General features: G+C 34.4%; 16 protein-coding genes. 5 read left to right on the top strand and 11 right to left on the bottom strand.

Going from position 1 to position 16383, the window contains the following annotated elements:
- Positions 1 to 10 precede the first annotated feature (10 nt).
- The 4 genes from BZARG_RS09615 (at position 11) to BZARG_RS09600 (ending at position 5546) form a co-directional block, all read left to right on the top strand.
- Positions 11 to 1000 carry an aspartate-semialdehyde dehydrogenase gene (locus BZARG_RS09615; RefSeq protein WP_008637716.1) on the top strand — a complete coding sequence of 330 codons (990 nt, stop codon included), beginning with the start codon at positions 11 to 13 and terminating at the stop codon, positions 998 to 1000.
- A 91-nt stretch (positions 1001 to 1091) separates the two neighbouring features.
- Positions 1092 to 2453 (top strand): Ig-like domain-containing protein, encoded by a 1362-nt coding sequence (locus BZARG_RS09610; RefSeq protein ID WP_008637759.1) that lies wholly within the window; start codon positions 1092 to 1094, stop codon positions 2451 to 2453.
- A 50-nt stretch (positions 2454 to 2503) separates the two neighbouring features.
- Complete coding sequence (locus tag BZARG_RS09605; protein ID WP_237702587.1) at positions 2504 to 4561, top strand: FG-GAP-like repeat-containing protein; 2058 nt, start codon at positions 2504 to 2506, stop codon at positions 4559 to 4561.
- A 73-nt stretch (positions 4562 to 4634) separates the two neighbouring features.
- On the top strand, positions 4635 to 5546 hold the full coding sequence (locus BZARG_RS09600) for an ABC transporter ATP-binding protein (protein WP_008637620.1): 912 nt from the start codon (positions 4635 to 4637) through the stop codon (positions 5544 to 5546).
- On the opposite strand, the gene BZARG_RS09595 is transcribed toward BZARG_RS09600, so the two are convergent.
- The 9 genes from BZARG_RS09595 to pdxA form a co-directional block, all read right to left on the bottom strand.
- Positions 5539 to 5997 carry a 3-oxoacyl-ACP synthase gene (locus BZARG_RS09595; RefSeq protein ID WP_040288401.1) on the bottom strand — a complete coding sequence of 153 codons (459 nt, stop codon included), beginning with the start codon at positions 5995 to 5997 and terminating at the stop codon, positions 5539 to 5541. The two genes, BZARG_RS09600 and BZARG_RS09595, sit on opposite strands and share 8 nt — an antisense overlap.
- Entirely contained in the window at positions 5987 to 6688 is a 702-nt protein-coding gene (gene mtgA / locus BZARG_RS09590; protein ID WP_008637827.1) for a monofunctional biosynthetic peptidoglycan transglycosylase, read from the bottom strand. Before mtgA ends, BZARG_RS09595 begins: the two co-directional genes overlap by 11 nt.
- A 1-nt stretch (position 6689) precedes the next feature.
- Positions 6690 to 7805, bottom strand: a complete 1116-nt coding sequence (locus BZARG_RS09585) for an NAD(P)/FAD-dependent oxidoreductase (RefSeq protein ID WP_008637639.1) — start codon at positions 7803 to 7805, stop codon at positions 6690 to 6692.
- Between the two features lie 107 nt (positions 7806 to 7912).
- Positions 7913 to 9265, bottom strand: a complete 1353-nt coding sequence (gene accC, locus BZARG_RS09580) for an acetyl-CoA carboxylase biotin carboxylase subunit (RefSeq protein WP_008637821.1) — start codon at positions 9263 to 9265, stop codon at positions 7913 to 7915.
- A 147-nt stretch (positions 9266 to 9412) separates the two neighbouring features.
- Complete coding sequence (accB, locus tag BZARG_RS09575) at positions 9413 to 9898, bottom strand: acetyl-CoA carboxylase biotin carboxyl carrier protein (RefSeq protein ID WP_008637654.1); 486 nt, start codon at positions 9896 to 9898, stop codon at positions 9413 to 9415.
- 35 nt (positions 9899 to 9933) lie between these two features.
- Positions 9934 to 10929 (bottom strand): beta-ketoacyl-ACP synthase III, encoded by a 996-nt coding sequence (locus BZARG_RS09570; RefSeq protein WP_008637803.1) that lies wholly within the window; start codon positions 10927 to 10929, stop codon positions 9934 to 9936.
- A 177-nt stretch (positions 10930 to 11106) separates the two neighbouring features.
- Positions 11107 to 11310: a 50S ribosomal protein L32 gene (rpmF, locus tag BZARG_RS09565; protein WP_008637644.1), complete on the bottom strand. Its 204-nt coding sequence runs from the start codon at positions 11308 to 11310 to the stop codon at positions 11107 to 11109.
- 8 nt (positions 11311 to 11318) lie between these two features.
- Entirely contained in the window at positions 11319 to 11858 is a 540-nt protein-coding gene (locus BZARG_RS09560) for a YceD family protein (protein WP_008637663.1), read from the bottom strand.
- Between the two features lie 73 nt (positions 11859 to 11931).
- On the bottom strand, positions 11932 to 12978 hold the full coding sequence (gene pdxA / locus BZARG_RS09555) for a 4-hydroxythreonine-4-phosphate dehydrogenase PdxA (protein ID WP_008637707.1): 1047 nt from the start codon (positions 12976 to 12978) through the stop codon (positions 11932 to 11934).
- 60 nt (positions 12979 to 13038) lie between these two features.
- Here pdxA and BZARG_RS09550 point away from each other — a divergent pair, with 60 nt between their 5' ends.
- A complete protein-coding gene (locus BZARG_RS09550) occupies positions 13039 to 13629 on the top strand; it encodes a riboflavin synthase (RefSeq protein WP_008637649.1) in 591 nt (196 codons plus the stop codon).
- Positions 13630 to 13633: 4 nt separating this feature from the next.
- Here the strand turns inward: BZARG_RS09550 and BZARG_RS09545 are convergent, their stop codons facing one another.
- On the bottom strand, positions 13634 to 13828 hold the full coding sequence (locus BZARG_RS09545; RefSeq protein WP_040288398.1) for a hypothetical protein: 195 nt from the start codon (positions 13826 to 13828) through the stop codon (positions 13634 to 13636).
- 267 nt (positions 13829 to 14095) lie between these two features.
- A complete protein-coding gene (tamL, locus tag BZARG_RS09540; protein ID WP_008637741.1) occupies positions 14096 to 16375 on the bottom strand; it encodes a translocation and assembly module lipoprotein TamL in 2280 nt (759 codons plus the stop codon).
- Positions 16376 to 16383 lie beyond the last annotated feature (8 nt).

Here is a 16383-nt window from a genome sequence, read left to right as displayed (position 1 = left end):
AATGATACAGATGAAAGTAGCGGTAATTGGTGCCACCGGAATGGTTGGCGAAGTCATGTTGAAAATTTTAGAAGAACGCAATTTTCCTGTAACGGAATTAATTCCTGTTGCTTCCATAAGATCAGTAGGGAAAACCATTTCTTTTAAAGGAAAAGACCATAAAATAGTAAGTCTTGAAACAGCAGTATCTTTAAATCCTGAAATTGCTTTATTTTCAGCTGGTGGTGAAACATCAGTAGAATGGGCGCCAAAATTTGCAGCTGCAGGAACGACGGTTATAGATAATTCTTCGGCTTGGCGAATGGACACGGATAAAAAATTAATTATTCCAGAAATTAATGCGTCATCTTTAACTAAAACCGATAAAATAATTGCAAGTCCTAACTGCTCTACAATTCAAATGGTTATGGTTTTAGCGCCACTTCATAAAAAATATAAAATTAAGCGTGTTGTAGTTTCTACTTATCAATCCATTTCTGGAACGGGCGTAAAAGCTATTAAGCAATTAGAAAATGAAATGGCAGGTGTAAAAGGTGAAATGGCTTATCCATATCCTATTCATCAAAACGCTTTGCCACATTGTGATGTTTTTGAAGACAATGGCTACACCAAAGAAGAAATGAAATTGGTGCGTGAAACACAGAAAATATTGGATGATAAATCCATAGCTGTTACTGCAACTGCCGTAAGAATCCCTACAGCCGGCGGTCATAGTGAATCGGTAAATATTGAGTTTGAAAATGATTTTATTTTAAATGATGTTCGCAAACTTCTAAATGAAACCACAGGTATTGTTTTGCAAGACAACCCAGATGTTAACACCTACCCAATGCCAATTTATGCACATGGAAAGGACGATGTTTTTGTAGGAAGAATTCGAAGAGACGAATCGCAACCAAATACCATTAACATGTGGATAGTTGCAGATAATTTACGAAAAGGTGCTGCTACAAATACCATTCAAATTGCCGAGTATTTAGTGGCAAATAATTTAGTTTAGCGTGTATTCAGTACATGTAGTCGAAAATTAGCTGTAAATCAATAACTTGTAATAACTTTTTATAAATTCGTAATTGCTATTTCAATCAATTATGAAACAAAATAATCTCTTTTTACTCGCATTTGTTGTTTTTATATTTGCCTGTAATTCGGACGATTACGATTACATATCTATTCAAATCAAAACACAAAATGATAGTACGCAAGTCTATCAAAATAGTTTTATTGAAATCGATGTGTTTTCTAACGACACCAATATTCCTAAAACAGGAGTTTTAACGATTTCTAATTCCAGTAACGCTACCATTTCTGTTATGGATAACGGCACGCCAGAAAACCCTAGCGATGATAAAATCCTGTACACTCCAACTAGTAATTTTTTAGGAATAGATAATTTTGCATACACTATTTGTTCATTAGGTGAAAACTGTGCAACAGCAACGGTATCAGTTACAGTTTTACCGGCATCCCCTGTAGTGTATGATCCAGTTTCCCTGCCATATCCTAAATTATCCGATTATAAATTTTTTGAAGGCGAGTTAAAGAATCTCGAACCCGTATCTGGTGTTATTCCTTATGATTTGAATTCCGGTCTATTTAGTGATTATGCCAAAAAAAAGCGTTTTTTATGGATACCAAATGGCAGTAAAGCCACTTATAATAGTGATTACACACCTTTAGACTTCCCAATTGGCACATTTTTAATTAAAAACTTTTACTACGAAAATGTTCTGCCAACTGGAAACACAAAAATTATTGAAACACGCTTGATGTACTTTACAGAATCGGGATGGGAATTTGCAGAATATGTTTGGAATACCAATCAAACCGAGGCAACTTTTACAGTTAATGGCAGTTTTTCAACAATTGACTGGATCGACTCTGGGACTACTAAAAGCGTTAATTATCGGGTTCCCTCCCGAACGGAGTGTTTTACGTGTCATAATAAATTTGGCACTCCAATTCCCATTGGTCCAAAACCGCAGAATTTAAATAAAGATTATAATTATCCAGAAGGCACAACCAATCAACTAGAAAAATGGGTAGAATATGGCTATTTGGACAGTAGTTATCCTGAAAATATTGACACAACAGTAGCTTGGGACGATAGCTTGCAACCTTTAGATTTACGAGCAAGGTCCTATTTTGATATAAATTGTGCGCATTGCCATTCCGAAGAAAGCCATTGTGAATATCGCCCAATGCGTTTTGCTTTTGAAGAAAGTGAACTAGCGCGTAATATGGGAATTTGTGTGCCACCCGAAACCAATATGGGAAGCGCGTATCCTTTAATAATAAACCCTGGAAATCCATCTGGATCAGTAGCAATTTTCAGAATGAGCGCTGTTGAAGAACAATATCGCATGCCTATTTTAGGAAGATCGCTTCAACATACAGAAGGAATTTTATTAATTACAGAGTGGATAAACTCACTCACAGATAGATGTAATTAAATTAAAACTATTAAAAAACATATAAGCTGTTAATCAATTATTTTAATATTGTGAAAATAAAATTATTTTTTAGTGCATATCTTTTTAGTGCAATAGCGTTTGGCCAAACCAGTTCCAATACCTGTGCCGAAGCCGATGCAACGACACCCATTACACAACCCGGAATTTATAACGTGGTTACTATAGATGGTAATCAAGCTCCAAACCCTAATTGCATTCCATTTTTCCCTGTTGGAAATAATGGCGAATGGTTTAAATATATTCCAAATTCTAATAGTTATTTAACGATTACAACAGATTTACAACAAAATAGTGGAGGCGATACCCGTATTCATGTGTTTAGCGGAACGTGTAACGCTTTAGTTTGCGAAGGTGGCGATGACGCTAGTGGCACTGGTTATTTATCGACACTTTCGTTAAACGTTACAGGCGGAGAAACCTATTATATTGCTTTCGATAATAAATGGAGTTCCAATGGTTTCGATTTCCAAATTATAGAAAGTCCGCCCCCACCGCCTCCGCCAATAACATTTACCATTCAAAATATTCCTACAACTGGTGCTAATCGCGCTATTGTGGACATGAATGGGGATCATTTAGACGATATAGTTTCCATTTCAAAAACCAATATCAACATTCAGGAGCAACAAACTTCTGGCGGTTTTCAGACAAGGAATATTACAACATCTTCTGCCGATAATTTACCTTCATGGAGTTTAGCAGCAGCCGATTTTAATGCTGATGGTTTTACAGATTTTATTTATGGTAGCAGCAGCGGTGTTACTTTTATGCGCTCTAACAGCAATGGTAGTTATACAGAAATTTCAAGTGGTGAGGACATATTCACACAACGCTCTAACTTTATAGATATAAATAATGATGGCCATTTGGATGCTTTTATATCTCATGACTCCGGACCTAATGTCTATTATATAAATGATGGTCAAGGTAATTTAGTCTTTCATGAAGGAGAAAGTGCTACAGGTGTACCTTCCGGTTTAGGTTTGTATCCTTCCGGCGGAAATTACGGCTCGATTTGGGTAGATTATAATAACGATAGAAATATAGATTTGTTTATCGCTAAATGCGGTGGTGAAGTAGCCAGACGCACCAACCAAATGCATAGAAATAACGGCGATGGTACGTTTACGGAAATAGCAGCCGCTTTAAATTTGGCCGATCCTATTCAAACATGGTCTGCAGCTTGGGGTGATTTTGATAACGACGGCGATATGGATGTATTTATAGGTGCTAGCTCCGGCGCTCATAAACTTTTACGAAATGATTTAACAATAGATTCTAATGGAAACGCCGCAGTTACTTTTGTTGACGTTTCTAGCACCACTGGTGTTAATGCTTTATTAGCAACAGGCCTTGAACATACCACTTATGACTTTGACAACGATGGTAATTTGGATATTGTTTCCAACGGAAATATTCTATTCGGGAATGGCGATCTAACGTTTAGTCTTTACTCTGAAATGTTATCAACCGACAATGGTGCCTTTGGCGATTTAAATAACGATGGTTTTATTGACGCGTTCAATAACGGTAAGATTTATATGAACAGCGGAAACTCCAACAACTGGATTAGCGTTTGTACTAGTGGAACCACTGGCTACAGCAACATAAATGGCATTGGCGCACGCGTTGAAATACATACGCCTTCTGGTGTGCAAATTCGAGATGTAAGGAGCGGAGAAGGTTTCAAATATATGAGCACTTTAAACACACATTTTGGATTAGGAGCAGAAACCACGATTAATAATTTGGTTATTTATTGGCCATCTGGCGTTGTAGATAATATTTTGAATCCTACCATCAATCAAAGACTATGTGTTACCGAAGCTCAAGCTTTATCGGTTCAGGATCATAAATTAGAATCGCTTACACTTTATCCAAATCCTGTTGAAAAGATTTTGAATATTTCCACAACTATTACCTTAAATGGTAGAATTGCAACGGTTTTCAATATAAATGGGAAAAAAGTTTTAAATACCAAACTAGAAAATAATACTCTGAATGTTTCAACATTACAAAGCGGATTTTATATTTTACGTCTAGAAACTGATGGCCGTGTTATTCATCGAAAATTTATTAAACAATAATATCTTATCTTAAAAGAAATAAATTCACTTCTATTCATTTCGAAGCGAATGTATTTTGCCGTATTTTTGTTATATGCTACAAGTAAAAAACCTCACATTCGCTTATCAAAAAACACCTGTCTTACAGGCCATTAATTTAACCATTAATCCGGGTGAAAACACCGCTATAATTGGAGAAAGTGGCTCTGGAAAAAGTACACTTTTAAAATTGTTATATGGTAAATACGATTTAAATAAAGGTCATATTTTTTGGAACGATACCGAAATTTTGGGCCCTAAGCATAATTTAATTGTTGGCTATGATTTTATGAAGTATGTAGCGCAAGAATTTGAATTGATGCCTTTTATAACAGTTGAAGAAAATATTGGCAAACACTTATCCAATTTCTTCCCAGAAGAAAAAAAAGAACGTATAGATGAACTCCTTACCGTTGTGGACTTAACTGCTTTTGCCAAAACTAAAGTGAAGTTGTTAAGTGGTGGTCAAAAGCAACGTGTAGCATTAGCTCGTGCACTAGCAGAAACGCCCGAAATATTATTATTAGATGAACCTTTTAGCCATATTGATAATTTCCAAAAGCAAGATTTAAGACGAAACGTTTTTAATTATTTAAAAGAAAAGAATATCGCTTGTGTTGTTGCAACCCACGATAAAGAAGATGTTTTAGGTTTTGCCGATCAGATATTTGTTTTAAATAATGAATCTATCGCAGCTCAAGGGAAACCTGAAATGCTTTATAAAGAGCCAAAAAGCGCTTTGGTTGCGGCATTTTTTGGAGAATTCAATATACTAAACAAAACGTTTATTTATGCCAATCAACTTAAGATTGTAAATAAGTCTGACTTAAAAGTAACTGTAAAAAAATCCTATTTTAAAGGGTCTTATTTTTTAATTGAATCCCTATTAGAAGGACAGACTATCATGTTTGAGCACCATGCAGAATTAGCAAAAAATGACGTGGTTTATCTCGAAATATCTAAATAATATTGAGAATTCTAAAGGTCTTCTCATTAAAATTAATCGTTTCATTAACAGTTTTACCCAATAATAACTTTCCAATAGGTGTTATGGGTGAAATGGCGTAATAGGATTGATTGTCGATAGTAAATTCGCCTGCACTAACAGCAATAAAATAATTAGCTTGAGATGTTTCTACAACGCTTCCTAAACAAATAGTTTGCGTGGTTTTTAAAACATCAACTTTTGCAAGCATGTCTTGTTGCTTTTGAATTTCTGCAAGTTGAGCTCCTGCCTTTTCGCGCTCCAATTGCAACATAGCCCGACCAGTTTCATGCTTATCGCCAGCGCTACTTTTAGTTTCGCTAGTCAAAGACTCTTGAATCTCCATAATTAGCTTCTGTATAGCCTGAAACCGACTATTAACAGAAGCTAAACATAAATTATGTAGTTGTAGTTTAAGCTGATTATTTTCCATTATCTGACTGCTTATAATCTAGTTTACCAAAATAATTCATCTGTCTTACAATCCAGGTTTTTCTACCAGCAATATAATTACTTGCGGGCTGCGCTTTATATCTTAAAGGACTGGGTAAAATAGCTGCAATTGAAGCCGCTTCCATAGCCGTTAATTTAGCCGCTGATTTACCATACCAATATTTTGCGGCCGCTCCCGCTCCATAAATGCCGTTGCCCATTTCTATACTGTTTAAATAGACTTCCATAATCCGTTCTTTGGTCCATATTAACTCGATTAAAAACGTAAAATAAGTTTCCAAACCTTTGCGCAACCAACTGCGTTCTGGCCATAAAAACACATTCTTGGCAGTTTGCTGACTGATGGTGCTTGCCCCTCTTATACGTTTACCCTTTTTGTTGTTTTCATACGCTTTTTCAATGGCCTTTATATCAAAACCGTTATGGTTTAAAAAGTTTTGATCTTCACTACAAATTACAGCCAATTGTAAATTAGATGAGATTTTATCAATTGAAACCCAATCATGTTGCCAGGTCCTATTAAAACCTTTCTCGTTTTGCTCTGCTCCTCGAATTATCATTAAGGGCGTAATAGGAACTGGAACCCATTTAAAAAGAAGCACAAAGCCGACTGAAATAATAAATAGCCATAAAATAATTTTAAAAATAAACTTGAATAATTTTTTAAGCATATTAATCTATTAATTGTGCGAGTTCTTTTCCAATTACACTACCAATAGCTATACCCATTCCTCCTAAACGCACACCGCAGAAAGCGTTAGTGGAAAGTTGCTTTACTATGGCATTTTTCTGGTTTCCAACCCCCATTATACCGGACCATCTATGGTCTATTTCAAAAGGTGTATTGGGTAAAATAGTTGTTTTTAATAGCTGCTCCAAATGATTTTGAATAAGATCTGTTTCCGTCATCTCCATGGTTTCTTCGCCTTTAATATCTAAATTCCTCCCACCACCTAACAGAATTCGATTATTAATATTTCGGAAGTAATAGTAACCTTTATCTAAATGAAACGTTCCTTTTATATCTAAATTATTTATAGGTTTTGTAATAAGTACTTGCGCTCTTGCCGGTTTTACGGGTTCGTTTATTAATTGTGATGCAAAACCATTGGTGGCAATGAATAATTTATCTGTTTTAAATTGAAAGTGATTTGTTTTTACTTCTACAGCACTATCTAAATCCGTAAAACCCTCAACTGTAACATTATTTAATATTTTAATACCTGCAGATTGAACTTTCAGCAATAGTGATTCCATCATTTTGCCTGTATCTATTTGTCCTTCAAACAGATTAAAAACGACTTGATTTTGAATGTTTTTAAATCCGAAAGAATTGGCTTTAAGCGTAAATATAGATTCTTTTAATATGGGAAATAACAATTTATTAATAGCTTTTCTTTGAGCTAAACTAGTTTCATAAAGCTCTAAATCGTTATTATTAAACAATTCGTATCCACCTAGTTGCTGGTAATCTATAGATTGATCGGAGAGATTTTGACGTAATAAATTTAAACCGTCAATACGTTTCTGAATAAGCTTTAAAACCTCGTCTTCTGAATGGGTTTTTAAATCATCTAAAATTTCGCTTAAGCTTCCAAAGCACGCAAAGCCTGCATTTTTGGCGCTGGCGCCTTGTGGTAATAAACCGCGTTCTAAAATTAAAATGTTGGCTTTTGGGAATCGCTGTTTTAATTGTAAAGCACAACTTAAACCAACAATACCACTGCCTACTATAGTATAATTTACGTGGCTTAACCAAGATTTAATTTCCCAATACGATAAATTCATAGTCAAAGAATAATATTCAAAATAACAAAAAAGCCCCTAAAAAGGGGCTTTAAAATTATAAAATTAACGCTACTAGTTAACGATTAATTTTTTTAGTGACTTTACTATTAGTTATCACTTGGTTTTTCTATTACGAAATCTTCCATAAATTTAGTCGTATAATTTCCTGCTAAATAATCTGGATGATCCATTAACTGTCTGTGAAAAGGAATAGTCGTTTTGATACCTTCAATAACAAATTCATCCAATGCACGTTTCATTTTATTAATAGCCTCTTCACGAGTTTGTGCCGTGGTAATTAGTTTCGCAATCATAGAATCATAATAAGGCGGAATAACATAACCAGCATAAACGTGTGTATCTAAACGAACACCATGCCCACCTGGCGCATGAAGCGTTGTAATTCTTCCTGGTGATGGTCTAAAATCGTTAAACGGGTCCTCTGCGTTAATTCGACATTCAATAGAATGTAATTTAGGTGTATAATTTTTACCTGAAATTGGTACGCCATAAGCCACTAATATCTGCTCACGGATTAAATCGAAATCAATAACTTGTTCGGTAATTGGATGCTCTACTTGGATCCGCGTGTTCATTTCCATAAAATAGAAATTACGATGCTTATCCACAAGAAATTCTACTGTACCTGCACCTTCATACTTTATGTATTCGGCAGCTTTAACAGCGGCATCGCCCATTTTTTTACGTAAGGCTGTCGTCATAAATGGCGATGGCACTTCTTCCGTTAATTTTTGATGACGACGTTGAATAGAACAATCTCGCTCCGATAAATGACAGGCTTTACCCGTAGAATCGCCTACAATTTGGATCTCAATATGTCTTGGCTCTTCAATGAGTTTTTCCATATACATATCATTGTTTCCAAAAGCTGCTTTAGATTCTTGTCTAGCCGACTCCCAAGCTTCTTTTAAATTCTCTTTTTTCCAAACGGCACGCATTCCTTTTCCGCCACCACCGGCTGATGCTTTAAGCATTACTGGATAGCCAACTTCTTCTGCTAATAACTCACAATGTGCATAATCGTCAATAATACCTTCACTTCCTGGAACACAAGGAACACCAGCTTCTATCATTGTAGCTTTGGCGTTAGCTTTATCACCCATGCGGTTAATCATTTCCGCAGAAGCACCAATAAACTTTATATCATGTTCTTCACAGATTTTTGAAAACTTGGCGTTTTCTGATAAAAACCCGTAACCTGGATGAATTGCATCGGCATTTGTAATTTCGGCTGCCGCAATGATATTCGACATTTTTAAATACGACTCACTACTTGGTGGAGGTCCGATACATACCGCTTCATCTGCAAATTTAACATGAAGACTTTCGGCGTCTGCTGTTGAGTAAACAGCTACCGTTTTTATGCCCATTTCTTTACAAGTTCTAATAACACGTAAAGCTATTTCCCCTCTATTGGCAACTAATATTTTTTTAAACATAACTTTTTAGTATTTAAAATTTCACCCCGCGATATGTGGAATCCCGATATATATTTAATGATATAAAGGCACATTCCAAACCCTGACATTTAAAATCAGTAGTTATTTCAGGATGAGAATTGACCCCGAAATATCGGGATTAAATGGTTATGATGGATCGACTAAAAATAAAGGTTGATCAAATTCAACTGGAGATGAATCATCAACCAGGACTTTGACTATTTTACCAGAAACTTCCGATTCAATTTCATTGAATAGTTTCATGGCTTCAATAATACAAAGTACATCACCTTCTTTAATATTTTGGCCAACTTCAACAAAAACAGGTTTGTCTGGTGATGGTTTTCTATAAAGCGTCCCAATGATAGGCGATTTAATAGTTATGTATTTTGAATCTTCAGAAGGAACTTCTGCAGCTGTTGCTCCTGCAACTGGAGTTTGTTGTTGTTGCATAACTGGCGCATGCCCCATTGGTGTACCTACTGGAATTTGCTGAACATATGTTGTTGTTTCAGTTTTTTCGTCACTACCTGTTTTAATAGTAATTTTAACGTCGTCGGTTTCTAATTTCACTTCGCTAGCACCAGACTTTGCCACAAATTTTATTAAATTTTGAATATCTTTTAAATCCATAATTATTAGATTTTACGTTTGTTAGTTTTTGTTAGTTAAGAATTATAAGCCCATTTCAAGTAAATAGAGCCCCAAGTAAATCCGCCACCAAAGGCTGCAAATATAATATTGTCACCCTTTTTTAATTGGGATTCATAGTCGTTTAATAATAATGGTAAAGTCGCCGAAGTGGTATTACCATATTTCTCAATATTCATCATGACTTTATTTTCGTCAAGATCTATTCTACTAGCTGTTGCATTCACAATACGTCGATTAGCTTGATGAGCTGCCAACCAAGTTACATCATTATTTGTTAAATTATTACGCTCCAATATTTTAACAACTACATCAGACATACTAAAAACAGCATTTTTAAACACTGTTTTTCCATCTTGATATATAAAATGTTTACCTTCTTTAACGGCTTCAGGTGTTGACGGATAAGATGAACCACCATGAGTTGCCCGTAAAAAGTCACGCCCTGAACCGTCACTTCTTAAATACTCATCTTGTAAACCGAGATTTTCAGTATTAGGTTCGAATAAAACAGCACCGGCGCCATCACCAAAAATAATACAGGTGGCACGATCAGTATAATCAATCATAGATGAGTTTTTATCGGCACCTATTAAAAGCACTTTTTTATAACGTCCAGATTCTATATAACTAGCCGCTGTAGACATCCCAAATAAAAAGCTTGAGCAAGCTGCCTCTAAATCGTATGAAAAAGCATTAACAGCTCCTATTTGTGTGGCTGTATATGCTGCAGTTGAAGCTGCTTTCATATCTGGAGTTGCTGTAGCAACAATAACTAAGTCTATTTCTTGAGGATTGAGACCTGATTTGTTAATTAGGTCTTGGGCGGCGTTTATAGCCAAAAAGGAAGTGCCTTTGCCTTCATCTTTTAGAATTCTACGTTCTTTGATGCCTGTTCTTGCAGTTATCCATTCATCATTTGTATCAACTAACGTTTCTAAAATTTCGTTTGTTAAAACGTAATCTGGCACATACGCACCTACAGCTGTAATTGCTGCTGAGATTTTACTCATACCGTATAAATTATTTCGCTAAAACCATTAAAATGAGGCGTTTTTGCTGAAATATCGCAAAAACGTACAAGCTTTCGGTTTAATTTCGTGCAAATTAAGTCGTTTTTGGCTTCTATAAAAATATATCATAAAAAAAACGCTCAGTGATGAGCGTTTTCTTGTATGCACGCATAGTAGTTATGCTGCATTTTCTTCTGTTACCGAGTTGTCAATTAAAACTTGACCTCTGTAATATAGTTTTCCTTCAAACCAATGAGCTCTGTGGTATAAGTGCGCTTCGCCAGTAGTTGGGCAAGTTGCAATTTGTGGAGCAACTGCTTTATAATGGGTTCTTCTTTTATCTCTTCTTGTTTTGGAGATTTTTCTTTTTGGATGTGCCATTGTTATTATTATTTATCCGTTAATAGTTTTTTTAATGTATTCCAACGTGGATCTATTTCCTCGTTATCTTCTTTTTCTTGTTTCTCTTTAGGGCTCAATTCTTCTAATTTATCAAGTATTTCAGAATCTAATGTGCCATCTTCCACGCCAGGATGAATTAATTTTAACGGCAAATTCAATATAATAGTTTCATATATATATTGTTGCACATTTAATTCATATTCGCCGTGTGGTAAAATTAATAAATGAATTTCGTCATCATTATAATCCTCACCAAAATTAACCGCCAAATCAAAATCTACTTTAATCTCTTGATTATAAGGTTCATTTGTTAAATCGCAATTCACATTTACACTTCCCGAAATCTCAAAATGTAATTCTAATAAAGTTGTTTTCTTGTCTAAATATAAGTTAACATCAATATCAGCATCATTAAAATCTTGATATTCAAAAAAATCAAAGAACGTCTTATCTATTTTGTACTCAAATTGATGCTTCCCTAACTTTAACCCTACAAATGGTATTGTAAACGTTTTCAATTCCCTCATTATCACATCTATTTTGAGCCTGCAAATATATAAAATAATATTTAGGTTCTAACACTTATAAACATTTTTTTGTTTATATCTTTTTTTGCGGTGTAACTAATGGGTTTTTAGATAATTCAGCATTTTCCATTCTGTTCTCATACAATTTGAGCGCTAAAAATACCGCTTCCTTAAATGAATTTATATTTGCTTCACCTTTTCCAGCAATTTCAAATGCTGTACCGTGGTCAGGCGACGTTCGGATTTTTGACAATCCCGCTGTATAATTTACGCCACTCCCAAATGAAAGGGTTTTAAATGGTATTAAACCTTGATCGTGATAGGCCGCAATGATAGCGTCAAAATTCTTATAATTACCTGATCCAAAAAAGCTATCCGCAGCATAAGGACCATACACCAATTTACCATTGTCGTTAAGCGCTTTTAGGGTTGGACGCATAATCTCATCATCCTCTTTACCGATAACGCCATTATCTCCGGTATGCGGATTAATGCCTAAAACGGCAATTTTTGGGCGTCTAATATTAAAGTCCTTCTGCAGACTTGTATAAACCGTATTTACTTTACTCTCTATTAATTGAGGCGTTATGTTATTTGCAATATCTTTAACAGGCACATGATCTGTTAGCAATCCAATTCGTAAATCGTTTGAAACCATAAACATCAAGCTCTCACCATCTAATTCTTGTGCTAGATAATCTGTGTGACCCGGGAAGTTAAACGCTTCCGATTGAATAGTCTGTTTATTTATTGGTGCAGTTACTAAAACATCAATAGCGCCTTCCTTTAAAGCTTTAGTAGCAGCGAATAATGATTTTATAGCAAATTCACCTATAACCATATCCTCTTGACCAAAATTAATATCCACGCGATCATTCCAAACATTGAATACATTAATTTTTCCCGTAATTATTTGGTCTAAATTATTGATACCATTAAAACTAATATCTAAATCAAAATGATTTTTTAAAAAAGTGATCGTTTTCACCGAAGCAAAAATTACAGGGGTAAAAAACTCAAGCATTCTAACATCCTCTAAAGTTTTTAAAACAATTTCACCACCTATACCATTTAAATCACCAATGGAAATTCCTACGATAACATTTTCTGCTTTCCTCATTACTTATACTACTTTTGTTTGTAATTTTGTTCTGCAAATTTAACTAAATAATCTGTACTTATGTTCACTGGAATCATAGAAGATAATGGCATTATCCAACAAATAGAAAAAGAAGCTCAAAACTTACATATAACTGTTAGCTCTAATATTACTTCAGAATTAAAAATAGATCAGAGCGTAGCGCATAACGGCATTTGTTTAACGGTTGTTAAAATTGCTGCTGAAAATTATACGGTAACAGCTATTGATGAAACAATAAAGAAAACTAATATCGGGGATTTAAAAGTTGGGGATTCGGTTAATTTAGAACGCGCTATGAAATTAGGCGCACGATTAGACGGCCACATGGTTCAAGGGCATGTAGACCAAACAGCAAAATGTATTAACGTTGAAGAAGCCTCAGGTAGCTGGGTTTTCACTTTTGAATACGATGAGGCACTCAATAATATAACGATTGAAAAAGGCTCTATTACCATTAACGGCGTAAGTTTAACGGTAGTAAACTCGGCAAAAAATAGCTTTAGTGTAGCTATCATTCCCTACACTTATGAGCACACTAACTTTAATACTTTTAAGGTAGGAACGGTTGTAAATTTAGAATTTGATGTAATTGGAAAATATGTTACAAAGCTCTTTAACTTAAATAAATAGACATTTATTTAGCTTTAAACAAACGATAAGCACCAAATATAGCACCTAAAATTAAGCCAGAAAAAATCCCACCATCAATGGGAAGACCTGGTGGTGGTGGTGGCCCGGGTGGTGGTGGTGCAGCAGCCTGCGAAAAACAAACAAAACTTATTAATAAAAATAAGATTGTAGCCAATATTTTAATGTTTTGTGTTTTCATTTGAGGGTAAATGTATAAAAAAAGCGTTGCAATAAAATAGAAAAACTTACTAAAGTAACATATAAATATTTTTTACTATATAATTTCACCAATTAGCAATTACAAGTTTTGGATAATATACACCGCGATTTCTTTATTAAAATAAAGAATCAATTGAACATTTGAATATACCACTTAATTTTAAAAAATTAACAATACATGTAAAATTAAGCACCAATCTCTTTATTTAAACAGACTATTAACAAACACTAAAGTACTCAACAAAATTTAAAAGGGATAACCAATTGCAAAATTAAGAATAGGCGAACTCAAATCAAAATCAAAACGCTCACCTTTTGGTAAAGCTGGATTATGAAACGGTGCTGCCAAATCAAATCGAATAACAAAACTTTGAATATCAACACGCAGTCCTATTCCCGCTCCCATTCCTAATTCGCTTATAAAATTTTTACTAAACTTATCCTTTCCGTCATATATAGGGTTTTCTTTAGAATTCCAAATATTTCCTGCATCGGCAAAAACGGCACCCTTCAAAAAGGATACGATAGGAAATCGGTATTCAATATTGGCTTCTAATTTGATATTTCCTGTCTTATCGAAAAATATATCGCCATCGGTAGGATCGGAATCCGGATCATAAGTTCCTGGTCCTAGCGAACGAATATTAAAAGCACGAACACTATAAGGCCCGCCTGAATAATACTGTTTTACAAATGGAATGACATCGGAGTTTCCATATGCCAAACCATACCCGCCAAAAACACGAGCTGCTATAACCTGTTCTTTACCCATATTTAAATGATAGTGAAAATCAATATCGGCTTTGGCATATTGCGCATATTCCAATCCTAAAAATGTTTTAGTTTTATTCGGACCTTGATCCTTGCCTAATAGACCAATAGTATTTCCAGCAATGTCAAATTTAAAACTGAAATAAAGCTGATGCTTTTTATTGGCATTAACCATTTCATTATAAGTAAAACCGTAAGTTAAACCAGCAATAAATTGTTGATCAAAACTGCGTCTTAAAAATGGGTCCTTATTCAAAATATCTTCAAAAGCATCGGTTTTGTTTAAAAGTGCCGTATAATTTACTGTAATCGGATTAATTTCATGTGTTACATACTGATTAGCATCCCATAAATATCCAAATAGTGCGGTTCCCGAAAGCAAGGTATATAAGTCCGTTCGTTTCAAATAATCTACACTTAAAGATGTTTTTGTTTTAGGGATTGAATATTTAAAGAAATCATCATTAATTTTAACCGGAAACAATACTCTTGGAAAAATAAGTTCATTTTGAAGTCCTAATTCTAAACTACTATTTCCCGAGTTTTGGTTTCCACCTATCTGTTTTTCATAACCGACTTTTGGAGTGATATTATACGTTTCACCACCACCAAATAAATTCCGATTACTTAAGGTTAACGTAAATGCTGGTCCTGCAAAATTATTGGACTTAGTTACTACCTGAAGTTCGGCTCGAAGTGCACGTTTGTTTAAAGGCGATAAATAAATATTGGCTTCTAAATGCCCTAAATTATCATCTGCCAAGGTATCTAACTCTTTATATTGAATGTTTACATACTTATAAGCGCCAATTGTAGATAGGCGTCTAGCCGTATTTCGGGAACGTTCAGGATTGAAATAGTCTCCTTCTTCTAGAACAACAAAGGGATCTAAATATTTGGGCTTAAAAAACTCTTCCTCTTGAATAAAATTCTTTTCATTATAACGTGTAGGCTTCAATTCAGCAGAATTTGACACCTTATAATTAGGATAAATATTGATTTTTGAAATCGTATAAGGAATCAAACTTTTTTTAGGTACTTCATTTTTAAGCTTTAAAAATAAATCGAAGTTTTTGTTATGGTATTGATTTGTATCCGCTTCAAAAATTAAAAAATTTTCATTAAAGTTATAGTAGCCTTTTTTCTTTAAGTTTTTATCAATACGTTGGCGCTCCATTTTCATGGTATTTAAATCGAAGCGCATCCCCGTTTTAAAAGGTGATTCCGACACTAATTTTTCTACACTTTTATGAATACTAAAAGGCATAGAATCTAGTTTATAATTAACCATTCTATAAGGTTTTGGAACCGTTACAGTATATTTTAAAGATGCCTTTTTTTCAGTTTCTTCAAATTCAGACGCTGCGCTACTATAAAAGAAACCGCGATTTTCTAATCGGTTAACTAATAACTCTTCAACATCATAAGTTTCTACATCCGATTGATAAACAGGCTCTTCTCCTAATTGCTTATAAAGCCAACGATTAATAAACCCTGGTTTCTCTTTTTGAACTTTATAGTAGTAATACAAACCGAAATATATACCCAAGAATTTAGAATTAGGTTCTGGACGTAAAACCGTTTCTAAATCTGTTTTTAAAGCCGATTCATTTTTAATAACACTATCCGATTCAATGACTAATTTGGCACCTGTATATAACCGTTCATCCTCGGGAATATGCTTGATGATACCGCATGAGTAAAAACTTCCTAATAGGAAAAGATATATGATTATGGATGTGAAATTATATTTCAAGTTATCTT

Source organism: Bizionia argentinensis JUB59 (assembly GCF_000224335.1).
Taxonomy (GTDB): Bacteria; Bacteroidota; Bacteroidia; order Flavobacteriales; family Flavobacteriaceae; genus Algorimicrobium; species Algorimicrobium argentinense.
This window is presented reverse-complemented; position numbering and strand designations above follow the sequence as displayed.